This window comes from Silvania sp., from assembly GCF_051656365.1.
GTDB lineage: Bacteria > Pseudomonadota > Gammaproteobacteria > Enterobacterales > Enterobacteriaceae > Enterobacter > Enterobacter hatchlandensis.
Map to the genome: position 1 here is coordinate 15,709 of NZ_JBOGBT010000086.1, position 25,697 is coordinate 41,405.

At 56.6% G+C, this 25,697-nt stretch carries 21 protein-coding genes; 11 read left to right on the forward strand and 10 right to left on the reverse strand.

The genetic code is table 11. From position 1 onward, the window contains the following. Nucleotides 1-22 precede the first annotated feature (22 nt). Nucleotides 23-1,588 (reverse strand): alpha-L-rhamnosidase-related protein, encoded by a 1,566-nt coding sequence (locus ACRDD5_RS16055; RefSeq protein WP_438677326.1) that lies wholly within the window; start codon nt 1,586-1,588, stop codon nt 23-25. A gap of 197 nt (nt 1,589-1,785) precedes the next feature. Between ACRDD5_RS16055 and ACRDD5_RS16060 the strand changes: the two genes are divergently transcribed. After that, nucleotides 1,786-2,607, forward strand: coding sequence for a helix-turn-helix domain-containing protein (locus tag ACRDD5_RS16060; RefSeq protein WP_271282083.1), 822 nt, complete (start codon nt 1,786-1,788; stop codon nt 2,605-2,607). Between the two features lie 32 nt (nt 2,608-2,639). On the opposite strand, the gene ACRDD5_RS16065 is transcribed toward ACRDD5_RS16060, so the two are convergent. The 3 genes from ACRDD5_RS16065 to clpS form a co-directional block, all read right to left on the reverse strand. Next, a complete protein-coding gene (locus ACRDD5_RS16065; protein WP_271282084.1) occupies nt 2,640-3,056 on the reverse strand; it encodes a hypothetical protein in 417 nt (138 codons plus the stop codon). Between the two features lie 249 nt (nt 3,057-3,305). Continuing rightward, complete coding sequence (clpA, locus tag ACRDD5_RS16070; protein ID WP_271282085.1) at nt 3,306-5,582, reverse strand: ATP-dependent Clp protease ATP-binding subunit ClpA; 2,277 nt, start codon at nt 5,580-5,582, stop codon at nt 3,306-3,308. A gap of 30 nt (nt 5,583-5,612) precedes the next feature. Beyond that, nucleotides 5,613-5,933 carry an ATP-dependent Clp protease adapter ClpS gene (gene clpS, locus ACRDD5_RS16075; RefSeq protein ID WP_271269399.1) on the reverse strand — a complete coding sequence of 107 codons (321 nt, stop codon included), beginning with the start codon at nt 5,931-5,933 and terminating at the stop codon, nt 5,613-5,615. Between the two features lie 321 nt (nt 5,934-6,254). Between clpS and cspD the strand changes: the two genes are divergently transcribed. Continuing rightward, the gene (gene cspD / locus ACRDD5_RS16080; protein WP_271282086.1) at nt 6,255-6,476 is read left to right on the forward strand and encodes a cold shock-like protein CspD; all 222 of its coding nucleotides are present in this window, start codon (nt 6,255-6,257) and stop codon (nt 6,474-6,476) included. Nucleotides 6,477-6,562: 86 nt separating this feature from the next. Here the strand turns inward: cspD and macB are convergent, their stop codons facing one another. Both macB and macA read right to left on the reverse strand, forming a co-directional pair. After that, nucleotides 6,563-8,503: a macrolide ABC transporter ATP-binding protein/permease MacB gene (gene macB / locus ACRDD5_RS16085; protein WP_438677327.1), complete on the reverse strand. Its 1,941-nt coding sequence runs from the start codon at nt 8,501-8,503 to the stop codon at nt 6,563-6,565. Continuing rightward, a complete protein-coding gene (gene macA / locus ACRDD5_RS16090) occupies nt 8,500-9,615 on the reverse strand; it encodes a macrolide transporter subunit MacA (protein WP_438677328.1) in 1,116 nt (371 codons plus the stop codon). Before macA ends, macB begins: the two co-directional genes overlap by 4 nt. Nucleotides 9,616-9,776: 161 nt before the next feature. On the opposite strand from macA, the gene ACRDD5_RS16095 reads away from it, so the two are divergent. Further along, nucleotides 9,777-10,724: a VirK/YbjX family protein gene (locus ACRDD5_RS16095; RefSeq protein ID WP_438677329.1), complete on the forward strand. Its 948-nt coding sequence runs from the start codon at nt 9,777-9,779 to the stop codon at nt 10,722-10,724. On the opposite strand, the gene ACRDD5_RS16100 is transcribed toward ACRDD5_RS16095, so the two are convergent. Beyond that, the gene (locus tag ACRDD5_RS16100) at nt 10,721-12,379 is read right to left on the reverse strand and encodes an ATP-dependent endonuclease (protein WP_438677330.1); all 1,659 of its coding nucleotides are present in this window, start codon (nt 12,377-12,379) and stop codon (nt 10,721-10,723) included. The two genes, ACRDD5_RS16095 and ACRDD5_RS16100, sit on opposite strands and share 4 nt — an antisense overlap. A gap of 371 nt (nt 12,380-12,750) precedes the next feature. Here ACRDD5_RS16100 and aqpZ point away from each other — a divergent pair, with 371 nt between their 5' ends. From aqpZ to hcr, 4 genes are all read left to right on the forward strand, one after another. Continuing rightward, nucleotides 12,751-13,482 carry an aquaporin Z gene (gene aqpZ, locus ACRDD5_RS16105; protein ID WP_438677331.1) on the forward strand — a complete coding sequence of 244 codons (732 nt, stop codon included), beginning with the start codon at nt 12,751-12,753 and terminating at the stop codon, nt 13,480-13,482. A gap of 143 nt (nt 13,483-13,625) precedes the next feature. Next, on the forward strand, nt 13,626-14,525 hold the full coding sequence (locus ACRDD5_RS16110) for a lysine exporter LysO family protein (protein WP_271282092.1): 900 nt from the start codon (nt 13,626-13,628) through the stop codon (nt 14,523-14,525). A gap of 143 nt (nt 14,526-14,668) precedes the next feature. Then, a complete protein-coding gene (gene hcp / locus ACRDD5_RS16115) occupies nt 14,669-16,321 on the forward strand; it encodes a hydroxylamine reductase (RefSeq protein ID WP_438677332.1) in 1,653 nt (550 codons plus the stop codon). 11 nt (nt 16,322-16,332) lie between these two features. Then, entirely contained in the window at nt 16,333-17,301 is a 969-nt protein-coding gene (gene hcr / locus ACRDD5_RS16120; RefSeq protein ID WP_438677333.1) for an NADH oxidoreductase, read from the forward strand. A gap of 66 nt (nt 17,302-17,367) precedes the next feature. Here hcr and ACRDD5_RS16125 read toward each other — a convergent pair whose 3' ends face one another. Then, entirely contained in the window at nt 17,368-17,802 is a 435-nt protein-coding gene (locus ACRDD5_RS16125) for a DoxX family protein (protein WP_438677334.1), read from the reverse strand. A gap of 156 nt (nt 17,803-17,958) precedes the next feature. On the opposite strand from ACRDD5_RS16125, the gene poxB reads away from it, so the two are divergent. The 4 genes from poxB to ACRDD5_RS16145 all read left to right on the forward strand — a co-directional run bounded on the left by poxB (nt 17,959) and on the right by ACRDD5_RS16145 (nt 23,270). Next, nucleotides 17,959-19,677, forward strand: coding sequence for a ubiquinone-dependent pyruvate dehydrogenase (poxB, locus tag ACRDD5_RS16130; protein WP_438677335.1), 1,719 nt, complete (start codon nt 17,959-17,961; stop codon nt 19,675-19,677). Between the two features lie 38 nt (nt 19,678-19,715). Then, a complete protein-coding gene (ltaE, locus tag ACRDD5_RS16135) occupies nt 19,716-20,717 on the forward strand; it encodes a low-specificity L-threonine aldolase (protein ID WP_438677336.1) in 1,002 nt (333 codons plus the stop codon). Nucleotides 20,718-20,727: 10 nt separating this feature from the next. Next, the gene (locus ACRDD5_RS16140) at nt 20,728-22,164 is read left to right on the forward strand and encodes a DUF2867 domain-containing protein (protein ID WP_438677337.1); all 1,437 of its coding nucleotides are present in this window, start codon (nt 20,728-20,730) and stop codon (nt 22,162-22,164) included. A gap of 92 nt (nt 22,165-22,256) precedes the next feature. Next, a complete protein-coding gene (locus tag ACRDD5_RS16145; protein ID WP_271282099.1) occupies nt 22,257-23,270 on the forward strand; it encodes an NAD-dependent epimerase/dehydratase family protein in 1,014 nt (337 codons plus the stop codon). 38 nt (nt 23,271-23,308) lie between these two features. Here the strand turns inward: ACRDD5_RS16145 and ACRDD5_RS16150 are convergent, their stop codons facing one another. Further along, nucleotides 23,309-25,096, reverse strand: a complete 1,788-nt coding sequence (locus ACRDD5_RS16150) for a glycoside hydrolase family 19 protein (protein ID WP_438677338.1) — start codon at nt 25,094-25,096, stop codon at nt 23,309-23,311. Between the two features lie 144 nt (nt 25,097-25,240). Continuing rightward, a complete protein-coding gene (gene iagB, locus ACRDD5_RS16155) occupies nt 25,241-25,681 on the reverse strand; it encodes a type III secretion system invasion protein IagB (protein WP_438677339.1) in 441 nt (146 codons plus the stop codon). Between the last annotated feature and the right edge of the window lie 16 nt (nt 25,682-25,697).

Below are 25,697 nucleotides of genomic sequence, written 5' to 3' on the forward strand. Positions count from 1 at the left end.
TTGTCCACTTTATAGTTGTTTATCAGAGACCGAACTGGCGGATAAACCAGGCCGGGGTACAGCTCCACGCATGGCAGTAACTGTTGATGAGCTTACTGCCATAAGGAGAGAAATCGGGTCTTTCTGGATCAAATAATTCCCAGAAGGTATCCGCCCCGTCGTCCACCATCGCCCCCCAGTAGGCTTTAATCTCGGCCACGGCACGTTCACGCAGCCCGCATTTCAACAGCGCGGCAATAAAGTGATGGCGTAGATAGGGGGTGTTCATTCCCACTGATGGGGGAGACTGAATCAAATTGCTGAGAACATTTTGCTGATGCGCCACATCGCCCACGTCGGCCAGCACCAGCCAGATTTGCGAGGCGGCGCTGATCTGGCGCTGAGCGCCGCTGACATAAAATCCCGCTGACTCATCCCACAGCTGATGGGCCGCACGTTTCACCTGTGCCAGCTTGTCGTTCAGCATTGCGCCTTGGGCAGGGTCGCAAATCTCTGCCAGCCGAACGGCTTTTTCGATGCAGTAGATGAGCACTCCCTGGGATGCGGCCTGCTTATTAAGCCGATCGTGCCAGTCGATAAACGACCACCAGTCGTCACCATCGATGACCAGCCCGTCATGGCAACGCGCCAGCGCCAGTTCGATCTGACGAAGGGCGACAGGCCACAGGGCTTCGGCTGTGTGTCTGTCGTCGGTCGCCTGCAGATAGTTGTAGAGGGTGTCGACAAAAAAGAGTGAATAATCAAACAGAAACGTATCGTCAGCCACCACATCAGGACGAACAAAGATATTGGCAGACACCATCCCGTCTGCGCGGCGATGACCGGCAAACAGATACAGGCAGCGGCGAACAAGGTCGTGATTCGCGAAGGTAACGTCATTTACCAGCGCCTGTAAGCGCAGATCGCCCAGCCATAAACGACGATCGCGCTTCGGCCCGTCTTCGAACACCTCCTGCATGCAATTGCGCAGGGTTCTGACCGCCACTTCATCTATTTTTCGCAGCTGAGGATCGGCAGATTCACAGGCTGGATATTCCAGTGGGGCGGAGCTGACGCTATTTAAGGTGATCTGCTTAAAGCGCAGCTGATATTTTGGCGAGAGCGCCACGACGCGAATTTTCAGATAACGGAAGCAGTAGCGGCGTGCCAGCGTAATATCTGCCGGCAGGATATCAAGATATTCATGATGTTGTTGTAACCAGCTGCTGCTTAACCATCCTTGATAATCGCTGAACGGCTCGGCCATTTCGCACAGCGTTTCGCCAAAAATAAACTCCAGATGGGCAGGTGCATCCGGCGGACTGCCTGCGGCTTCACAGCTAAAATTTAACCAGCCGACACCGTGGGTGCCAAAATCCAGAATAAAGGTATCGCCCGGCGAGAAGCTTTTTGTCAGCCATGTGCTGGCATCGGCTATCTTTTCGGCGCGCCAGCCGAGCAATGCGGAACCGTCGGCAACCGGGTTGATGACGCTGACCGGCGAAATCGCCTGAGAATGGAGCGTTGGCATTAATGCGCTGGCGTTGGCAAGGAACTGCTCATCGCGAAGCATAGTGAGATTATGGTGCTGCTGGATTGCCTGAGACATACTGCGTCCTCTGTAAGATTTTAGGCAGAATAAAGTTCATCCGGAAACCCAGCCACTCTGATAGTGCCAACCCCCTGCGAAGGTTGGCACTGCGAGTGAGGTCGACCTGAGAATGTTCACACTTTGTAAAAGAGGGCTTCTGTCGGGTGGGTAAATCTATTAAGGTGCTCGCAGCTTTCCTTGCCGCAGGATAATTTATGAACACCTTAACCGTTGAGCATTATTTCAGTTCCATCCACGACAAACTCGCGCTTTATAGAAGCGACCCGGAAGACAATAGCTGCGAGCATTGCCATGAATTTGATGAACTGGTTATTGTTGAGCAAGGACATGGTCTGCACGTTATTAATGGAAAGCCACTTTATATCCAGCAAGGGGATATTTTTTATGTGCAGCGCGGCGACTCTCACTTTTATGATGAACTGGGGACGTTGAAGCTAATCAATATCCTTATCAATCCCGTGGCTAATTTTGTTTTCTTACAGCAAACAGAATCCCTTCTGCAACGATTCTCGGTGCGGGATGCGCGCTGCTATACGTGGCTGGCACCGGATGCGCGAATGCAGTGTAATTCGCTAATTGATAAAATCTTCAGTTCCCAGCCGCTCCGGGCTGAGCAGCGGGAGTCGCTTTTTTTCCAGCTGGTCAATACGCTGCTGCAGGCGCAGTCGGAGGTTAACCATAACAACACCCGTTATAAATTGCATAAGCTGCTGAACCACTTACAGGAAAACTGTTTTGAAGAGTATGACTGGAATGACCTCGCAAAGCAGTTTCATTTAACGCCAAGAACCGCGTTTCGGCATATCAAAGCCGCAACAGGCATGACGCCAGAAAATTATGTTAAGCACCTGAGGCTGGTATCGGCTCGGGTAAAAGTCCGTGAAACCGACATGACCATTACCGAAATCGCCTTCCTGTGCGGTTTTGCCAACAGCAGCCATTTCAGCACCCTGTATAAAAAAGTCTTTTCGATTACGCCAAGTGAAGAGCGCCGACGGGTTGAAATTTGTGGCTAGTGCGCCTGAATGTCTCAGGCGCAGGATTGGCATCAGTGAATGCTCACCACCGTCATATCTGCCAGCATGCTATGTGTAATATCGTGTAGCAGCCCGGTGAGATGCGGGAGCTGATCGCGATCGAAATGCGACACCAGCAGGACATGGTTTAGCGCGCGGCAGTAGTCGCACTGGGTTTCGGTGCTGTCCAGCAGCCACTCTTTTCTCTGCGCAGGTTGTAACTCATCGTCATCAAGCACGCGAAAATCAGTCATCGATTTTTCGAGCTCAGCGTTGAATGCCTCAAGATAAGCGGCAAGGCAGCGAGCGATGGGCTGCGTTTGCGGTAGCGAGTCGCAATCCACCAGGATTTCAGTCAGCAGGTTGCAGCGCGCTGCGAGGGTGGCGAGATCGGGGGTGTTGAGTTCGAGTTCGCTATATAGTTGGGAAATAGTATTTTCATTAAGCATAAATCATCCTTTATGCACGGGTAATTTTCATTGTGCACACTCTCAGGACGCCAATCCTGACACCTGATTTTGCAGGTGCGCCGCCATTTTATTACTGTGGTTTTATCCAGCAATAATCTTGTTTCAATTCTGGATAGCGCCTCGCAAAGTTTGATGTCGCCATGGCAATGGGATCCCCACAACTTGCTGATTTTATTCAGGCATAAAAAAACCGGGCTTTCGCCCGGTTTTTATCATCAGTACAAAATCTTAGTGTGCCGCTTCCGGCTTATGCTTCTGCGCACTCTGGAAATCGTACGTCAGCTCGCCCTTCTCCTGGTCCAGCGCCACCGTCACCTGGCCGCCGTCCACCAGTGAGCCAAACAGCAGCTCGTTGGCCAGCGGTTTCTTCAGGTTGTCCTGAATCACACGCGCCATTGGACGGGCACCCATTGCACGGTCGTAGCCTTTCTCGGCCAGCCAGTCGCGCGCCTCCTGACTGACTTCCAGCGACACGCCTTTCTGATCCAGCTGAACCTGCAGCTCGACGATGAACTTGTCCACCACCTGATGGATCACCTCGGTCGACAGGTGATCGAACCAGATAATGTTGTCCAGACGGTTACGGAACTCCGGCGTAAAGACCTTCTTGATCTCTTCCATCGCATCGGTGCTGTTATCCTGGTGGATCAGGCCAATGGATTTACGCTCGGTTTCACGCACCCCGGCGTTGGTGGTCATCACCATCACCACGTTGCGGAAGTCCGCCTTGCGCCCGTTGTTGTCGGTCAGCGTGCCGTTGTCCATGACCTGCAGCAGCAGGTTAAAGACGTCCGGGTGCGCTTTCTCGATTTCATCGAGCAGCAGAACCGCGTGCGGATGCTTAATCACCGCATCGGTAAGCAGGCCGCCCTGGTCAAAGCCCACATATCCCGGAGGCGCACCGATCAGACGACTGACGGTGTGACGCTCCATATACTCGGACATATCAAAACGCAGCAGCTCAATGCCCAGCGCTTTGGAGAGCTGAACCGTGACCTCGGTTTTCCCTACCCCGGTCGGACCGGCGAACAGGAAAGAACCCACTGGCTTATGGTCGTGCCCCAGTCCGGCGCGGGCCATCTTAATGGCTTCGGTTAACGCCTCAATGGCTTTACCCTGCCCAAAGACCAGCATTTTCAGACGATCGCTGAGGTTTTTCAGCGTGTCGCGGTCGCTCTGAGAAACACTCTTCTCAGGGATACGCGCGATGCGTGCGACTACGGATTCTATATCCGCCACGTTAACCGTTTTCTTACGCTTGCTGACCGGCATCAGACGCGCACGCGCGCCCGCTTCGTCGATCACATCAATCGCTTTATCCGGTAGATGACGGTCGTTGATATATTTCACCGCCAGCTCCACCGCCGCACGCACCGCTTTCGCGGTATAACGCACGTCGTGGTGCGCTTCGTACTTCGGTTTCAGGCCGTTGATTATCTGTACAGTCTCTTCAACAGAAGGCTCAGTGATGTCGATTTTCTGGAAGCGACGCGCCAGAGCACGGTCTTTTTCGAAAATGTTGCTGAACTCCTGATAGGTGGTCGAGCCCATCACACGAATCTTGCCGCTGGAGAGCAGCGGTTTTATCAGGTTAGCCGCATCCACCTGGCCACCCGATGCCGCACCGGCACCAATGATGGTATGGATCTCATCAATAAACAGGATGCTGCTGGTATCCTGCTCCAGCTGCTTGAGCAGCGCTTTGAAACGTTTTTCAAAATCACCGCGGTACTTGGTTCCGGCCAGCAGAGAGCCAATATCGAGCGAGTAAATGGTGCAATCGGCGATCACTTCCGGTACGTCGCCCTGCACGATACGCCAGGCCAGCCCTTCGGCGATGGCGGTTTTACCCACGCCCGACTCCCCCACCAGCAGCGGGTTGTTCTTGCGACGACGGCACAGGACCTGAATTGCTCGTTCCAGCTCTTTATCGCGGCCGATCAGCGGGTCGATACCGCCAACGCGAGCAAGCTGGTTAAGATTGGTGGTGAAGTTTTCCATACGTTCCTCCCCGCCTGCTTGCTCTTCGCTGTTAACCTGATTGCTGGAATCCGATGCCTGATTCGGCTCGTCTTTGCGCGTTCCATGAGAGATGAAGTTCACCACGTCGAGGCGGCTGACTTCGTGCTTACGCAGAAGATACGCAGCCTGCGACTCCTGCTCGCTGAAGATGGCAACCAGCACGTTGGCGCCGGTAACTTCGCTACGTCCGGAGGACTGGACGTGGAATACCGCGCGCTGCAGAACGCGCTGGAAGCTGAGCGTCGGCTGCGTGTCGCGCTCCTCTTCGCTGACGGGCAGCACCGGTGTGGTTTGTTCGATGAAGGCTTCGAGCTCCTGGCGCAGTGCGACCAGATCCACGGAGCACGCTTCCAGCGCTTCACGGGCGGATGGATTGCTAAGCAGTGCAAGCAGCAAGTGCTCGACCGTCATAAATTCATGTCGGTGCTCACGCGCTCTGGCGAAAGCCATGTTTAAACTGAGTTCCAGTTCTTGATTGAGCATAGGCACCTCCCCCAATTTTCATTGCCTTATTCAGGCTTTTTCCAGCGTACACAGCAACGGATGCTCATTCTCCCTCGCGTACTCGTTCACCATCGCCACTTTGGTTTCGGCGACTTCTGCCGTAAACACGCCGCAGATCGCTTTGCCATGATAGTGAACCGTAAGCATCAGTTGCGTTGCACGTTCTACATCATAAGAAAAGAACTTTTGTAGCACGTCAATAACAAATTCCATCGGCGTGTAATCATCGTTCATTAACATAACTTTATACATAGATGGCGGTTTTAGCGCGTCGCGCACTTTATCTTCCGCCAACTTGTCAAAATCCAGCCAGTCGTTCGTCTTACCCATTGTCAGTCGTCATCATCGTTTTATGGTCTCCGGTCACGTGTTCTGACGCAGGCCGAAGGCTATACATACCTTGAATCTACCTCAGATGTCAGATAACTCACATCTATTATTGCCATCCGCGATATCTGTCACAATACCCGTCAATAGCGTTAACTGCTTCAAATTTTGATTCATTTTTCACCCCATAACCCCGGCAAATGCTTGACGATCTCTTTGGTTTATCTAAATTGTACAGGCGTGAGTTGGCGAGGTTTTAACCAGCCCCCGCTCCACCACCGGTTCAATACATCTTACTAATAAGATTTCGAAGGATGTCGAAGCATGGAAACGGGTACTGTTAAGTGGTTCAACAACGCCAAAGGGTTTGGTTTCATTTGCCCTGAAGGTGGTGGCGAAGACATATTCGCCCATTACTCAACCATTCAGATGGATGGTTACAGAACGTTAAAAGCCGGGCAGGCCGTCCGGTTCGATGTACACCTGGGGCCGAAAGGCAATCATGCCAGCGTCATTGTGCCTGTCGAAGCAGAAGCGGTGGCGTAGCTCTCTGTTTTATTGTGTACACCCCGCACTCAAAATGCCAGCCCGATCGGCTGGCATTTTTATTTGCGTCTTGTCCGACAAAAAACTTACTCCCTGGCCAACGCGTCCACCGGATCCAGTCGCGCTGCATTGCGCGCCGGTAGCCAGCCGAATAGCACCCCGGTAAAGGTTGAACAGAGGAACGCGGTCAGTAACGCCATCGGCGAGAAGCCAATTTCCCAGCCGGGTAAAAACAGCTGCAGCGTAAAAGCGATCATCAGTGACAGCGAAATTCCCAGCGCGCCGCCCACCAGACAAACCAGCACCGCTTCAATCAAAAACTGTTGCAGCACATCGCTGGCCCGGGCACCGACCGCCATCCGGATACCGATTTCACGCGTGCGCTCAGTCACCGACACCAGCATGATATTCATCACCCCAATGCCCCCCACCAGCAGGGAGATGATCGCCACCAGCGTGAGAAAGAGCTGTAAAGTACGTGTGGTCTTTTCAGCCGTTTTCAAGAGACCGTCCATGTTCCAGGTGAAGACATCTTTCTTGCCGTGGCGCAGCAGCAGCATCCGTTCAAGCTGCTGTTCCGCCAGCGTGCTGTCGTAACCCTCTTTCACCCGCACGGTGATCGAGTTGAGCCACGACTGGCCCATAATGCGCCCGGAAATGGTGGAATACGGCAGCCAGACGCGCAAAATTTTGCTGCTACCAAACATCGACTGCTTCTCTTGCGCCACCCCAATCACCGTCGCAGGCATATTGCCTACCAGGATAATCTCTCCCACCACGCTGGCTTTGTTGGGGAACAGCTGCCGCCGGGAGTTGGCGTCCAGCACCACCACCTGCGCCCTGCCCGAGAGCTGCTCGGCGTTAAAGGTGGTCCCTTCGCTGAAGGTCATGCCGTAGACGTTAAAATAGTCACCGCTGACCCCGTTGGCGCTGGCCGCTACGTCAATGTTTCCGTAGCGCAGCCGCAGGCTCTGGGACACCGCAGGCGTGGCGGAGTTAACCCACGGCTGCTTCTGGATGGCGGCGAGATCGTCATATTTCAGCGCTTGTTGATACTGCGGCTCGTCATCGCCAAAATCTTTGCCTGGATAGACGTCGATGGTATTGGTGCCGATGGCGCGAATGTCTGCCAACACCAGCTGTTTTGCGGCATCGCCCACCACCACAATCGACACCACCGAAGCGATGCCGATGATGATCCCGAGCATCGTCAGCAAAGTACGCATCTTATTGGCGGCCATCGCCAGCCACGCCATGGTCAGCGCCTCGCGAAAGCTGCTGGCAAACTGTCGCCAGCCGGATGGAGGCGGCAGGACCACTTCCTGTCGCCGGGAGCCATTGCTGTTGGGCGGGGGATTGCTGACTAACTCGCCGTCGCGGATCTCGACGATCCGCCCGGCCTGCGCCGCGACCTGCGGATCGTGGGTCACGATGATCACCGTATGCCCCTGATCCCGCAGTTGGTGGAGGATCGCCATTACCTCCTCCCCGGAGTGGCTGTCCAGCGCCCCGGTCGGTTCATCGGCCAGGATCACCTGTCCGCCGTTCATTAGCGCACGGGCGATACTCACCCGCTGCTGCTGCCCACCAGACAGCTGCGAAGGCTGATAATCCACCCGCTCGCCCAGCCCCAGCCGGGTTAACAGCGCCTGGGCCCGCTCAAGCCGTTTTTTGCGCTCCACGCCCGCATAAACTGCAGGCACTTCCACGTTTTGCACGGCGCTAAGGTGCGACAGCAGATGGTAGCGCTGGAAGATAAAGCCGAAGTGCTCCCGGCGCAGTTTCGCCAGCGCGTCGCCATCCAGCGTGGCGATATCGGTTCCGGCCACGCGATAGGTGCCGCTGGTGGGTTTATCCAGGCAGCCGAGGATATTCATCAGCGTCGATTTACCGGAACCCGAGGCACCGATAATCGCCACCATCTCCCCCGCTTCCACCCGCAGGGTGATGCCTTTCAGTACCTCCACCGGCCCATCCCCGGAGGGATAGCTGCGGCGAATGTCATTCAGCTCAAGCAGTGCGGTCATTGCGCCGCCCCTGGCTGGGTCTCGCTAATGACGACTTCGTCACCCTCTTCCAGCCCTTTCACCACCACCACGTCAGTGTCGTTGCGTGCGCCGAGGCTGACTTCACGCTCTCGGGTCTCCCCGTTACGCAGCACTTTCACTTTATAGCGGTTGTCACCTGCCGATTCTCCCAGCGCCGCCAGCGGAATGGTCAGCACGTTCTTTACCCCGGTCAGCTGAATATGCACCTGTGCAGTCATCTCAAGGCGCAGCACCCCTTGCGGGTTAGGCACTTCAAAACGGGCATGGTAAAAAATGGCGTCGTTGACCTTCTCCGGCGTCGGCAGAATGTCTTTCAGCACACCTTCGTAGCGGGTCTGCGGATCGCCCAACACCGTAAACCAGGCTTTTTGCCCCGGCTTAAGGTGGATAACGTCCGCCTCGGACACCTGAGCCTTCACCAGCATGGTGCTCATGTCCGCCAGGGTCAGAATGTTTGGCGCCTGCTGGGCAGCAATCACCGTCTGGCCCTGCAGGGTAGTGATTTGCGTCACTTCTCCGCCCATCGGGGCCACAATGCGGGTGTAATCGAGGTTAGTTTTGGCGCTATCCAGCGTGGCCTGATTGCGTTTGATCTGCGCATCAATGGTGCCAATCTGCGCCTGTTTCACCGCCAGTTCGGTGGCGGCGGTGTCCAGTTCCTGCTGCGAAATCGCCTGGGTGGTGGCCAGCTGGCGTTGACGATTCAGCGTCACCTGCGCCAGCTTGCGTTCAGCATCGGCCTGGCTGCGCTGCGCACGCAGCTCCATCAGGGTCGCTTCGACCTCTTTGATCTGGTTTTCAGCCTGCTCCGGATCAATCACCCCCAGCAGCTGGCCTTTTTTGACCTTATCGCCGATCTCTACCGACAGCGTTTTCAGCTGCCCGCTCACCTGCGCGCCCACGTCAACTTTACGTAGCGCATCCAGCTTGCCGGTCGCCAGCACGTTCTGCTGCAGCTCGCCCGGACGGACAATCAGCGTCGTATAGTGCGGCACCGGCGCGTTAAGCGTTCTCCAGGCGGTAATCAGCGCAACGATAATGATAAGCGCGGCTATCACGTACCGTTTTTTAAGCTTTCTCCTGATATTCATAGCGATCCTGAGTCCTTCGTGTGATCCATCAAAATGAGAAGGATAACTTCAACAGCGGTTAAACAAAATTTGAAAGGTGATGAGAGTATCAGACTTATTGATATTTGGTTAAGTATACGGATGGTGAAATAAATACATCAATTCTACTGGATGGTTTCACCATGTCGCAGCTTACCGAACACACTTTTGCCCCGTCTCGCTCCATGACCCGTCTGGGATTGTTCTTCAATCTGTTTAGCGGTAAATGGCGCCCGGGTCAGTTCTGGCACCGCCGCAGCTTCCGGCTTAAGTTCCTCCTGCGCTCATTGCTGATGCCCCGCTTAAGCCTGGAATGGATGAACGCACTGGCACATTTTCCGGATCTCGTTGAGCTGTTGACCCGCCAGCCGCGCCTGCCCGTACGCCTGCATCGCCCCTATCTGGCCGTCAATCTCGACCGTAAGCAGCTGCTGGAGGCCATCCGCTACCACTACGCCCGGCTGTACGCCACCCTGACGCCCAAGGAGCTGCGCGACTATATGCAGGGCAACGGACTGGTGCTGGCTCAGCTGGAGGGTAAAAACGGCGAACAGTACACCCTTGAGCTCACCATGATGATCACCCTGGATAAAGAAGGGGAAAGCACGATCCTGATGCGAAACGACGAGGGTGAAACGCTGGCGGAAATGACCTTCACGCTCTGCCAGTACCAGAATCAACCGACGTTGTTTATCGGCGGTTTGCAGGGCGGCAAGCGCGAGTTACCGCATGAGGAGATCCAGAAGGCGACCAAAGCCTGTCACGGGCTGTTCCCGAAACGTCTGGTGATGGAGGCGATTTGCCAGTTTGCCGCCCGCTTCGAGGTGACGCAGATTCTGGCGGTGAGCAACGAAACGCATATCTATCGCAGCCTGCGCTATCGCGATAAAAAGGATAAGATCCACGCCGACTACAGCGGCTTCTGGGAGACCGTCGGCGGCGAGTGCGATGCCAACGGCTATTTTCATATTCCCGGCACCGTCGCGCGTAAAAGCGAGGCCGAGATCGCCAGCAAAAAACGCGCTGAGTATCGCCGCCGTCATCAGCTGCTGGATGCGATCCCGGCGCACATGTCCGGGCTGTTTCGTTAATCCGCTCTGCCGCGCGCCAGCCACAGCACGCGGGAGAACATTTTGCGCAGCAGGGTGGGCACAGATTCCACCCCTCTGCGCCCGGCCTCCATGGCCACCTCTATTGCCAGATCCGGTTTAGACGAGCGGTGGATCGCTTTGGTGATCACCCGCCGGATGTTCATCGGAATATTTTCCGGCAGCATCGCCACCCGGTGGAACACGTCGGAAAACCCCTGCCGGTACATGAAATGCTCCATGTCCATGGCGGGCAGCATCGTCAGATGTTCACGCTCTTCTTCCCGATCATTGTTAAGCAGCCCACGCACGGTGGCAGCATATTTCTTGCCCGCCTCGTCGCCGTCCACCAGCACATGCCACTCGATGCCCATCCGCCGGGCAAATTTCACCAGCGGCTTTAAGCCCGACTGGGCGAACTCAATTACCTTAATGCCCTCGGCGTCGAAGTGATGGCCACACTGGCGGGCCAGTTCGTTGATGACCCAGGTTTCGGTCTCCCCTTCCACCAGCAGCCAGCAGCGGGCAAACAGCGAGGATGCGCGGTTGAAGCGAATATGAAAAGCGATCCGCCGACCATCTTCGGCGCTCATCCCCCCCGGCCCGAGGCGGTATGCGGTAACGCGCGACGATTCGCGTACCAGCCTGCAGACGTGCTCAACCGGGGTTAACGACAGCAGTTCCCCGGAATTGGTGGTGGTGATGCGCTGCAGAGGCAGCAGGTTAAGCAGGTGCCATGCCACCGACAGCATGATGGGATGCAGGCGGGTCTCGGGGTCTTCCACCAGCAGTAGCGGGCGGGCGTCACGGTCCAGCCGGACGGCTCCTTTCGCCTGCAGCAGGGTGGAGAACAACCCCAGCAGGATCACCCGGTGCGAACGGCCGCCGGGCCTGTCGATCATCCGGTTGATGATGTCGAGATAGCGCCAGCTGCGCTGCTCGTCGTGCGATCGGCGTCGCATCAGCCGATTGCGGACTGGTGAGGTGCCCTGCTCGGAAAAGTAGTGTTCCAGAAGCTGCACCATCGCCGACAGCCCCTGGCGGATCTGCCCGTCGGTCAAGTTTTGCGGCCGGGCCACCAGCTCGCGGGCCAGATAGTCCAGCTCGCGGGCGGTGACCTCCACGTCGGGCATATGTGGCACTGTGTCGTTGCGGATCCGCCGCATAAAGCGGGCATCGCGCAATCGCAGGACCGGCATCAGCCGCACCAGATGGCGCGCCAGGTCGTCAATCTCGTCAAGTGGCAGCGGGTTGCCCTGGGCGTCGAGAAACTCACGCAGGGTTAAGACGCTGTCATCATCGGCCAGCGAGCCCTCCAGGCGATAAAAAACACGGTGGTAGTTGTCCGGGCATTTCACCCAGCAGTCGGCCAGCGGGCGATAGCGCCGGACATGATGGCGGCCCGGCTCCGATTCGCAAAAGGTCAACAGGATATGCAGATGGTGTTCGCGCCCCAGCACGTCGCCGGGTGGGAACCAGAAGTCGTCGCGCACAAAATGATAGAGGTCAGATTCCGGCGACAGCAGCAGAGTCAGGGCATCCAGCAGGCTGGACTTGCCCCAGGCGTTTTCGCCAATCAGGACGTTGTTTTGCTCGAGCATCAGCGACAGACGATTGATGCCGCGAAAACCCACGATTTCCACACGTTCAAGTAGCATGTGCCCTCCGGGAGAGATCCACTTTTTCCTTTTAAATTATCCGGAGTATAACGCCAGCACGCGCATGCGACACGCGATGCCTTTTAGAATAGTGAACGACCCCTCGCGAAAATTAAGATTTTAACAACACGTTTTGCCTTGAAAAAATTAAACGTGGGTAAATGTCAAAGCTGGAGAAAATGCACTATGCTTTTTCGGCTGGCTTTTATAAAGGGATCAGCAACTCATTGCCCTAAATCAAACTTACCTTATTTATTTAGCTGGTGAGGGAGGTGCCGCATTTTTAGAATAGTGACGCTTCAAATATCGTCGCCCTTTTTTTGGCGATAAACATTTCTTGCGCAGGTAAGCGCTATTTTATTGAGGTGGTTATGTTCAGAAAGTTAGCAGCTGAATGTTTTGGTACGTTCTGGTTAGTATTTGGTGGCTGCGGTAGCGCGGTTCTGGCGGCAGGCTTTCCAGAATTAGGGATTGGCTTTGTCGGTGTGTCACTGGCATTTGGTTTAACCGTATTAACCATGGCCTATGCCGTGGGCCATATCTCCGGCGGACACTTCAACCCGGCCGTGACCCTCGGCCTGTGGGCGGGCGGGCGTTTCCCGGCAAAAGACGTGATTGGCTATATCATCGCCCAGGTGATCGGCGGCATTATCGCTGCCGCGATTCTGTACGTGATTGCCAGCGGTAAGGCCGACTTTGACGCGGCGGCCAGCGGCTTTGCGTCGAATGGCTTTGGCGAACACTCCCCGGGCGGCTTCTCGATGCTGTCTGCTATCGTGATTGAAATTGTGCTGACGGCGGGCTTCCTGCTGGTGATCCACGGCGCAACCGACAAACACGCCCCGGCCGGTTTCGCCCCTATTGCCATTGGCCTGGCGCTGACCCTCATCCACTTGATCAGCATTCCGGTTACCAACACCTCGGTTAACCCGGCGCGCAGCACCGCGGTTGCTATTTTCCAGGGTGGCTGGGCGCTGGAGCAGCTGTGGCTGTTCTGGGTGATGCCAATTGTGGGCGGTATTCTTGGCGGCGTGCTGTACCGCACTCTGCTGCAAAAAAAATCGACTGCCAGTGCGAGTGACGTGGTGTCGGATAACGCTTAGTTTACCCAACTGACAAAATAGTTCGTACTCACTCCAGGCCGGGCACGCGTCAGCGCCGCCCGGCTTTATTTTTTTGCACCTTTACTGAACAGCCTGAATTGGGTAGTGTCTCTGCGCCACTCATATAAAGGACCCGGTTGTTCATGTTTTCAGGACTCTTAATCATCTTGATCCCGCTTGTCGTGGGCTATCTTATTCCTCTTCGCCAGGTATCGGCTTTAAAACTGATCAACCGTTTTCTGAGCTGGATTGTCTACGTCATTCTGTTCTTTATGGGGATCAGCCTCGCCTTCCTCGATAATCTGGCCGCCAATCTGCTCTCCATTCTGCATTATTCCATTATTACAATTGTGGTTATTTTGCTGTGTAATATTGCGGCCCTGTTCTGGCTGGAGCGCACTATTCCGTGGCGTAACTATCACCAGCAGGAAAAATTACCTTCACGGATTGCAATGGCGCTGGAGTCATTAAAACTGTGCGGCGTGGTGGTGATTGGCTTTCTTCTGGGGCTCAGCGGGCTGGATTTTTTACAGCACGCCACCGAGGCCAGCGAATACACCCTGATCTTCCTGCTGTTCCTGATTGGTATTCAGCTGCGCAATAACGGCATGACCTTAAAACAGATCGTGCTCAACCGTCGGGGAATGATGGTCGCCGTGGTCGTGGTGGGTAGCTCGATGGTGGGCGGAGTGATCAATGCCTTTATTCTCGACCTGCCGCTCAATACCGCGCTGGCGATGGCCTCCGGTTTTGGCTGGTATTCTCTGTCCGGCATTCTGTTAACCGAATCCTTTGGTCCGGTGATTGGCAGCGCCGCCTTCTTTAATGACCTGGGACGCGAGCTGATCGCCATTATGCTGATCCCAGGCCTCGTACGCCGCAGCCGCTCCACGGCGCTGGGCCTGTGCGGGGCCACCTCGATGGACTTTACCCTGCCGGTGCTGCAGCGTTCAGGTGGGTTGGAAATGGTGCCTGCCGCTATCGTCCACGGCTTTATTTTAAGCCTGCTGGTTCCGGTAATGATGGCGTTCTTCTCGGCCTGATACTGCTTTGGCGGTAGCCTGCTACCGCCAAAATTGCGCTAAATCAATATCCCTCTATTTTGTAGCAGAAAGACCTTTCCTCCCTTTCTTCACCAGCATAATCTTAAACATGTATCTAAAATATAACTTTAACAGGTGTGATTATGTTTTGTGTGCAATGTGAACAAACTATCCGTACCCCAGTCGGCAACGGCTGCTCTTACGCGCAGGGTATGTGCGGTAAAACCGCCGAAACCTCCGATCTGCAGGATCTGCTGATCGCCTCCCTGCAGGGTTTATCTGCCTGGGCGGTAAAAGCCCGTGAATACGGCATTGTCGACCACTACGTAGACAATTTCGCGCCACGCGCGTTTTTCTCCACCCTGACTAACGTTAACTTCGATTCCCCGCGTATCGTCGGCTACGCGCGCGAAGCTATCGCTCTGCGTGAAGCGCTGAAAGCACAGTCCCTGAACATGGATGCTCACGCCACCGTCGATAACCCAATGGCCGACCTGCAGTTGGTCAGCGACGATCTGGGCGACCTGCAACGTCAGGCAGCAGATTTTACCCCGAACAAAGACAAAGCCGCGATTGGCGAGAACATCCTTGGCCTGCGCCTGCTGTGCCTGTACGGTCTGAAAGGTGCGGCGGCCTATATGGAGCACGCCCACGTTCTGGATCAGTACGACAACGACATCTACGCGCAGTACCACAAAATTATGGCGTGGCTGGGCACCTGGCCGTCCGATATGAACGCTCTGCTGGAGTGTTCCATGGAAATCGGCCAGATGAACTTCAAAGTGATGAGCATTCTGGACGCCGGTGAAACCACCAAATACGGCCACCCGACCCCGACCCAGGTTAACGTGAAAGCCACTGAAGGTAAGTGCATCCTGATCTCCGGCCACGACCTGAAAGACCTGTACAACCTGCTGGTTCAGACCGAAGGTACCGGCGTTAACGTCTATACCCACGGCGAAATGCTGCCAGCCCACGGCTACCCGGAGCTGCGTAAATTCAAACACCTGATCGGTAACTACGGCAGCGGCTGGCAGAACCAGCAGGTGGAGTTTGCCCGCTTCCCTGGCCCAATCGTGATGACCTCTAACTGCATCATCGACCCTACCGTGGGCGCATACGATGACCGCATCTGGACCCGCAGCATCGTCGGCTGGCCGGACGTAAGCCACCTGGAAGGCGACGACTTCGCACCGGTGATTGCGCAGGCACAGCAGATGGCGGGCTTCCCGTACAGCGAAATCCCACACCTGATCACCGTTGGTTTTGGCCGTCAGACCCTGCTGGGCGCGGCGGATTCCCTGATTGACCTGGTGAGCCGCGAAAAACTGCGTCACATCTTCCTGATCGGCGGCTGTGACGGCGCACGCGGTGAACGAAACTACTTCACCGATTTCGCCACCAGCGTGCCGGACGACTGCCTGATCCTGACCCTGGCCTGCGGTAAATACCGTTTCAACAAACTCGATTTCGGCGATATCGAAGGCCTGCCGCGTCTGGTGGATGCCGGTCAGTGTAACGACGCTTACTCGGCCATCATTTTGGCGGTCACCCTGGCAGAGAAACTGGGCTGTGGCGTGAACGACCTGCCGCTGTCGCTGGTGCTCTCCTGGTTCGAACAGAAAGCGATTGTGATCCTGCTGACCCTGCTGTCGCTGGGCGTGAAAAACATCGTCACCGGTCCAACGGCACCTGGCTTCTTTACGCCGGATCTGCTGGCCATCCTCAACGAGAAATTTGGTCTGCGTTCCGTGACCACCGTTGAAGAAGACATGAAGCAACTGCTGAGCGCGTAAGGAGTTTAAGAATGACAATGCCAACCCATCAGTGCCCGTGGCGGATGCAGGTTCATCACATCCATCAGGAAACGCCGGATGTCTGGACAATTTCGTTGCTGTGCCACGACTATTATCCTTACCGTGCCGGGCAGTATGCGCTGGTCAGCGTGCGTAATTCAGCCGAGACGCTGCGGGCGTACACGATCTCCTCAACGCCGGGCATCAGCGAATACATTACGCTGACCATCCGTCGCATTGATGAGGGGGCAGGCTCCCAGTGGCTGACCGGTGACGTGAAGCGTGGGGATTACATCTGGCTCTCCGACGCGCAGGGTGATTTCACCTGTGACGACAAAGCCGAGGATAAATTCCTGCTGCTGGCTGCCGGCTGCGGCGTAACGCCGGTCATGTCGATGCGTCGCTGGCTGGCAAAAAACCGTCCGCAGGCCGACGTAGAAGTGATCTTCAGCGTGCGTTCGCCAGAGGATGTGATTTTTGCTGACGAATGGCGTCACTACCCGGTCACGCTGGTGGCCGAAAACAACGCCACCGACGGCTTTGTGGCCGGTCGCCTGAACCGCGACCTGCTGCAGCGCGTGCCGGATATCGCCGCGCGCACCGTGATGACCTGTGGTCCGGCACCGTATATGGACATCGTTGAAGAAGAGGTGAAAGCCCTGGGCGTGAGCCGCTTCTTCAAAGAGCAGTTCTTTACGCCCGTGGCGGAAGCGGCAACCAGCGGGCTGAAGTTCACCAAGCTGCAGCCGGCGAAGACCTTCTTTGGCCGCGTCGGCAGCACCCTGCTGGACGCGCTGGAAAGCAATAACGTACCTGTAGTCGCCGCCTGTCGTGCGGGCGTGTGCGGTTGCTGCAAAACGAAAGTGGTCGACGGGAACTATACGGTCAGCAGCACCATGACGCTGACGGATGCCGAGATTGCCGAAGGCTACGTGCTGGCGTGCTCCTGCCATCCGCAGGGCGATCTGGTTCTGGCCTGATAAAAAAGCCCGGTCACGCTGACCGGGCCTGAAACTGAAATCCCCGCAATCCTGTCGGGGATTTTTTTATTTCCACGCCGGATCGCTCACCACCGAATAGCGCCCTGCCCCTAAGAACGCCACCGCCAGCGCGCCCACGAAGAAGTAGACCAGGCTCTCAATTGCCCAGGCCCCTACCGCATCCAGCGCGAAGGTTTTACCGGTTCCGACCATCAGCCACGCCACCACCATGGTAAAGGCCAGCACCAGCGCCGACGGACGGGTCAGAATACCGAGGATAATCAGGATCGGGGCCAGCACTTCCCCCACCAGCACCCCGTAGGCAATAAAGCCCGGGAGCCCCTTCGCCGCCAGCATCCCGGCAATACCACCGACCCCATCGATGGCTTTGTGCATGCCATGAAACAGCATCAATCCCCCTACCGCCAAACGTAACAACAGCTTACCGAAATCGTCGTGCGTTAGCGTTTTATTAACAGCGATTAACAATGATTTAACCATTTGAATTGATTCCTGTTTTTATTCTGTGTCGCACCACAATATGACGAAATGTTGCTCAATGAAAGCAGCTATTAATGAGGGGGACGCCTTTACCGGGCATGGCGGTGAGTTTCATCTAAGCTTGTTAGCGTGATCACAATCAGGAGACGGACAACCATGAAACAAACCGTGGCAAACTACATTGCGAAAATGCTTGAACAGGTCGGCGTAAAACGGATCTGGGGGGTGACCGGCGATTCGCTCAACGGCCTGAGCGACAGCCTGAACCGGATGGGCACCATCGACTGGATGCCCACCCGCCATGAAGAGGTCGCCGCCTTTGCCGCCGGGGCAGAAGCACAGTTAACCGGCGAGCTGGCGGTTTGCGCAGGCTCCTGCGGACCGGGCAACCTGCATCTGATTAACGGCCTGTTTGACTGCCATCGCAACCACGTCCCGGTACTGGCGATTGCGGCCCATATTCCGTCGAGCGAAATCGGCAGCGGCTATTTTCAGGAGACGCATCCTCAGGAGCTGTTCCGTGAATGCAGCCACTATTGCGAGCTGGTGTCGACGCCGGAGCAGATCCCGCAGGTGCTGGCCCTGGCCCTGCGCAACGCTATTTTGAACCGCGGCGTGTCGGTAATCGTGCTGCCCGGCGACGTCGCCCTGCAGGCGGCGCCGGAAAGCGCCAGCAGCCACTGGTACCCGGCCCCGCCGCCGGTCGTCATTCCTGCTCACGCCGAGCTGAAGAAACTGGCGCAGCTGCTGCGCTACTCCAGCAATATTGCCCTGCTGTGCGGCAGCGGCTGTGCGGGAGCCCATGAGGAGCTGCTGGAATTTGCCGGCACCCTTAAAGCGCCAATTGTTCACGCTCTGCGCGGCAAAGAGCACGTGGAATACGACAACCCCTTTGATGTGGGGATGACCGGGCTGATCGGCTTCTCGTCCGGGTTCCACACCATGATGAACGCCGACACGCTGGTGCTGCTCGGCACCCAATTCCCGTATCGCGCCTTCTACCCCTCTGACGCCAAAATCATTCAGATCGACATCAATCCCGCCAGCATCGGCGCACACAGCAAAGTGGACATGGCGCTGGTGGGCGACATCAAGGCCACGCTGAGTGCCCTCCTACCGCTGCTTGAGGAGAAAACCGAGCGTAAGTTTCTCGATAAAGCGCTCAGCGACTATCGCGATGCGCGTAAAGGGCTGGACGACCTGGCGAAGCCGGGCGACAAAGCCCTGCATCCGCAGTACCTGGCGCAGCAGATCAGCCACTACGCCGACGAAGATGCCATCTTCACCTGCGACGTGGGCACCCCCACCGTCTGGGCCGCCCGCTACCTGAAAATGAACGGCAAGCGCCGCCTGCTGGGCTCGTTCAACCACGGTTCGATGGCCAATGCCATGCCGCAGGCGCTGGGGGCAAAAGCCACCGCTCCGGACAGGCAGGTGGTGGCGATGTGCGGCGACGGCGGTTTCAGCATGCTGATGGGCGATTTCCTGTCGGTGGTGCAGATGAAGCTGCCTGTCAAAATTATCGTCTTCAATAACAGCGTGCTGGGCTTTGTGGCGATGGAGATGAAGGCCGGGGGCTACCTGACCGACGGCACCGATCTGCACGACACTAACTTCGCCCGCATCGCCGAAGCCTGCGGCATCACCGGCATTCGGGTCGAGAAAGCGTCCGAGGTAGATGACGCGCTGCAGCGGGCCTTTGCCACTGACGGCCCGGTGCTGGTGGACGTGGTGGTCGCCAAAGATGAATTAGCCATTCCGCCGCAGATCAAACTCGAACAGGCGAAGGGCTTTAGCCTGTATATGCTGCGCGCCATTATCAGCGGACGCGGTGACGAAGTTTTGGAACTGGCAAAAACCAACTGGCTCAGGTAAAACAATCGGCATCGCCTTTAAAATAATAAGGAAATGCCATGATTGATTTACGCAGCGATACCGTTACCCGCCCGACGCAGGCCATGCTCAATGAAATGATGGCCGCGCCGGTCGGGGACGACGTTTACGGCGACGACCCAACCGTTAATGAACTCCAGCGCTATGCCGCCGAACTGAGCGGCAAAGAGGCGGCGCTGTTCCTGCCGACCGGGACTCAGGCCAACCTTGTGGCACTGCTCAGCCACTGCGAGCGTGGCGAAGAGTACATCGTCGGCCAGGGGGCGCATAATTACCTGTATGAAGCCGGCGGCGCGGCGGTGCTCGGCAGTATTCAGCCCCAGCCTATCGATGCGGCCCCGGACGGCTCTCTGCCGCTGGACAAAGTGGCCGCTAAAATCAAAGCTGACGATATCCACTTCGCCCGCACTAAATTACTGAGTCTGGAAAATACCCATAACGGCAAAGTGCTGCCGCGCGAGTACCTGAAAGCGGCGTGGGAGTTTACCCGCGAGCGCAAGCTGGGACTGCACGTCGACGGCGCGCGTATCTTTAACGCCGTGGTGGAGTATGGCTGCGAGCTGAAAGAGATTACCCAGTACTGCGACTCGTTCACCATCTGCCTCTCCAAGGGGCTGGGTACGCCGGTCGGCTCCCTGCTGGTGGGCGACGCCGACTACATCAAGCGCGCCAACCGCTGGCGTAAAATGACCGGCGGCGGCATGCGCCAGGCCGGGATCCTCGCTGCGGCGGGCCTTTATGCTCTGAAAAACAACGTCGCCCGTCTGAAAGACGATCACGACAATGCCGCATGGATGGCTACCCAGCTGCGCGAGATCGGTGCCGATGTGATGCGTCACGATACCAACATGCTGTTTATCCGCGTCGGCGACGACAACGCCGCTGCGCTGGGCGAGTTCATGCAGGCCCGTGGTGTGCTGATCAACGCCTCCCCGGTGGTACGCCTGGTGATGCATCTGGACGTCAACCGTGACCAGCTTGCCGAGGTGGTTGCCCACTGGCAGGCATTTTTACAGCGCTAAGGAGCTAAACGTGCCGCAACGTATTCTGGTGCTGGGTGCCAGCGGGTATATCGGTCAGCATCTGGTGACGGCGCTGAGTCAGCGCGGGCATCATGTACGGGCCGCGGCACGCAACGTTGAACGCTTGCAGAAGCAGAACCTGCCCAACGTCACCTGCCATGCCATCGATCTCAACTGGCCGCAGGATCTGCCTGCCCTGCTTGAGGGCGTCGAGACGCTCTATTATCTGGTCCACAGCATGGGCGAAGGGGGCGATTTTATTGCCCACGAGCGTCAGGTGGCGATGAACGTGCGCGACGTGCTGCTGGAGACCCCGGTTAAACAGGTGATTTTCCTCAGCTCCCTGCAGGCCCCCGAGCATGAACAATCCGACCATCTGCGCGCCCGCCAGCTGACCGCCGAGACGCTGCGCAGCGCCGGTATTCCCCTGACCGAGTTGCGGGCCGGTATCATCGTCGGCGCAGGCTCTGCCGCCTTCGAAGTGATGCGCGATATGGTCTATAACCTGCCGGTGCTGACCCCGCCGCGCTGGGTACGATCCCGCACCACGCCGATTGCGCTGGAGAACCTGCTTCACTATCTGGTGGAACTGCTGGACCATCCGGCCACGGAGCACCGGGTGCTTGAGGCCGCCGGGCCCGAAGTGCTGAGCTATCAGCAGCAGTTCGAACACTTTATGCAGGTGAGCGGACGCCGCCGCTGGCTGATCCCCATCCCCTTCCCGACCCGTTGGATCTCGGTGTGGTTTTTAAACGTCATCACCTCGGTGCCGCCAACCACTGCCAAAGCGTTAATTCAGGGGCTGAAGCACGACCTGCTGGCGGACGACCGCGCACTGCGGGCGCTGATCCCACAGAAGTTGATCCCCTTCGACGATGCGGTTCGCAACACGCTAAAAGAAGAAGAGAAGCTGGTGAACTCCAGCGACTGGGGCTACGATGCCCAGGCCTTTGCCCGCTGGCGGCCGGAGTACGGCTATTACCCGAAGCAGGCGGGCTGTACGGTAAAAACGTCCGCCAGCCTGAGCGCCCTGTGGCAGGTGGTGAATCAGATTGGCGGCAAAGAGGGCTACTTCTTTGGCAACGCCCTGTGGCAGACCCGGGCAATGATGGATCTGCTGGTCGGGCATAAGCTGGCAAAAGGCCGTCCGGCGGCGCCCTTGCTGCAAACCGGCGATACGGTCGACAGCTGGAAGGTGATTATCGTCGAGCCGGAGAAGCAGCTGGCGATGCTGTTTGGCATGAAAGCGCCCGGGCTCGGGCGGTTGTGCTTTACGCTGAAGGACAAAGGTACGCATCGGGAGCTGGACGTGCGCGCATGGTGGCATCCCCACGGCATGCCGGGGCTGTTCTACTGGCTGCTGATGATCCCGGCGCACCTGTTTATCTTCCGGGGGATGGCGCGGCGTATTGCGCAACGCGCAGAACAGTACCCAGAAAAAGTCTGATTAAAACGTCGAATCTTTCACGTTTCCCATTGCATACAGGCGTAATTCACGGAAGAATGCGCACGAAATTCTTTTCTACACAGTGGATTGATATGAAGGTACTGGTTACCGGCGCCACCAGCGGCTTAGGCCGAAACGCGGTCGAGTTTTTGCGCAATAAAGGCATCAGCGTGCGGGCCACCGGCCGCAACGAAGCGATGGGCACCTTGCTGCAAAAAATGGGCGCAGAATTTGTCCATGCCGACCTGACGGAACTGGTCTCTTCGCAGGCAAAAGTGATGCTGGCTGGTATCGATACCCTGTGGCACTGCTCCAGCTTTACCTCTCCGTGGGGGACGCAGCAGGCCTTCGATCTGGCGAACGTGCGCGCCACCCGCCGTCTGGGCGAGTGGGCCGTAGCCTGGGGGGTGCGTCACTTCGTGCATATCTCCTCCCCGTCGCTCTATTTTGACTACCACCACCATCGCGGTATTCAGGAAGACTTCCGCCCGACGCGCTTCGCCTGCGAGTTTGCCCGCAGCAAAGCCGCCAGCGAAGAGGTTATCGATCTGCTGGCTCAGTCGAACCCCCATACCCGTTTTACGGTACTGCGCCCACAAAGCCTGTTTGGCCCGCACGATAAGGTGTTTATTCCGCGCCTGGCGCAGATGATGCACCACTACGGCAGCGTCCTGCTGCCGCGCGGGGGTGATGCGCTGGTGGACATGACCTACTTCGATAACGCCATTCACGCCATGTGGCTCGCCAGCCAGAGCCAGTGCGACAGTCTGCCGTCCGGACGGGCGTACAACATCACCAACGGCGAACCACGCTCGCTGCGCAGCATTGTGCAGAAGCTGATTGACGAGCTGAACATTCACTGCCGGATCCGCTCGGTGCCCTACCCGATGCTGGATATCATTGCCCGCAGCATGGAGAGGCTGGGTAACAAGGCGGCCAAAGAGCCCGCGCTGACCCACTACGGGGTGTCGAAACTGAACTTTGATTTTACCCTCGATACGCGACGCGCCGAGAGTGAACTCGGCTATACACCCCTGGTGACGCTGGATGAAGGCATTGAGCGCACCGCCGCCTGGCTGCGGGATCACGGTAAGTTACACCGCTAACAAACTAAAACGGCAACCCGAAGGTTGCCGTTTTGCTTTTACAGCGCGGTCCAGGCATCTGCCCATGACAGGCCTACGCCCGGTTCATAGTATGCCGCTGCACTGTTACACCATCCACTGTACGGGAACGGTTTACACTGGAACAGCTTGCCTTGGTTATTCACGATATCACCGGCGTTATACTTGCTGTTAGCGCTCCATGCAGGGTAGCTGCCGGACGTATCTTCGTCCGGAGATGCCGCTTTCGCATTCACGTTCAGCAGGTAAGTGGTGGTGTCGCTCAGCTCGCCATCGCTGACGGTCAGGCTTAATTCATACTGCCTGGCTGTAGCTGCTTCCGGTGCGTCGAAAGTCACCACCGCTTTATCTTCGCCGCTGACAGTCTGGCCATCCTGAGAACGCCAGGTATAGGTCAGTTTATTGCCGTCTTCATCGGTAGAGCCTTCCGCACTCAGGGAAACCTTCGCGCCAGCGTCTACTGCACCGACCGGACCCGCGATATGCGCAACTGGCGCATGGTTAGCGACTGGCGGTGTGACATCATCCGGCGGCGTGGTGTCGTCCGGTGGGGTGGTGTCGTCCGTTGGGGTGATGCTGGAGCCGTCATCGTTCACGATGTTGACGTTAAAGAACTTCTGCACGCACTTCGTGTAGTCACCTTCTTTGAACGCGCTGAACGGCGTCTGGTAGCCCACCAGCTGGCAGGAGTAAGTTTTGCCGTCTGGCGTATCCGCGCTCCATCCCCAGTCCTGTTCCCAGTAGATTTTCAGTGCACCAGCGCCGCCTTCATCGAACTGCTTCATGTTCGCGCAGCCCAGTACTTCATCTTCCGGAACGGGTACCTTCAGGTAGTTGGCGAGCTCTTTGTAGTACTTGATACGGTTCTGAGACTGGGCGATTTCCGTCGGGCCGCCGCACTCGACGCCACCATTGATGATCTGGGTGGTCACACCAAAGCCCGGGACCAGTCCGTTCGCTTTATCGTGATCGTTCGGCTGCCAGGTACCGTCGATAACCTGCAGCATGCTCGGCTTAGGCGGTTGCGGGTAGGCGAAGAAGAAGATCGCACTCGCCAGGTTCAGCCAGGTGTCAGCCACCAGTTCCGGTTTATCCAGCAGCGTGCGGACATCGCCAAACATCGCTTCCGAGAACGGACCGTAGTTATAGTTATAAGAGAGCTGTTTTGCACCGCGACCAAAGTAGCTCAGGAAATCACCGTCTTTGTCTTTACCGCACGGCCAGGTCTGACCCTGCCAGATATCCGGGTTACATTCGCCGTTGTAGCCGCCTTTCTGGCCTTCGGTCCAGCCCATTTCACGCACGTAAACCAGCGCCTGACGCCATTCCGCTTCAGGGCGCCAGCTTTCATGCCCCCCGGTTTCCTGGGCGAAGTGGGCAAACATCGTGGCCAGTTCTTTACGGCAGATAGACTCACTATTGCGGCCGTCATTATAGGTGTCGCACAGCGCCGGGAATTTACCCACGGCTTTCAGGAAGTTGCTGTAGCTGTAGTCCCTGGCGCGCAGTGGGAAAAGATATTCCCAGTCACTGGCTTTAACAATGCCTTCTACACGCTTCACGTTAGCAGGGTTTGCCGCACGGCCAGGCTCAATTTGCTCAACCTGACTGTTATCGAGGGTGCGGATCGTTGCCTTCACCGACTGCATCAGCGGGAAGTTAGTCAACTCTTGCTCTTTCTTCGCAAGGTCGCTGGCCTTCATGGTGTAAGGTTCGGTGCTGTCCGCTTGCAGCATAGCTGCCTGCGCCATAACGGGCGCCACGCATGCTGCAGCAATGAGAACGCTCAGTAATGTCCTTTTATTCATCTCGATTTTTCCTGTTGTAAACCATATAACAAATTCCATCCCGACTTATATATTGATCCTTTAATAAACAAATCCGGCGATGTTTCCTTTTTATTTTGTGAAGCACACCAGCCTGGTATGCTTCAAAAAAAAGTAAGGACCCCGTCACTGATATTTCACCCGCTGATAGTGCTGATATTTAACCCAGACTTTGCGGGCATATAACCTGCGCTGCGGGGAGTTTTCTTTTTTCAATCCAGCGTTATAAGCGCCTACCGCTTCCCAGTTATAGCCATACACTTTGATCATGTCGGCGAGGATGGATGCGCCCACCATAATCGAGGTGCAGGGCTGGGTTATTAATCGGTACTCATCAATGCCTTTGCGTGCCAGCTCAGGGAAGTGGGAGCTATTAATCTGCATTAAACCGACATCGCGTGAACCATCGTCGTTATGGCCTATCGCGTAGGGATTAAGCCCGGACTCAACTTGTGCAATTGAAAATAATAAATACGGGTCAATGTGATAATAGTGTGCGGCCCGGTCCCAACAATTTGCCCATGCGCTTTGACTTAATAACAGTAACAGCAAAATAAAGCGTTTCATTTCTTCACCCGTGCAG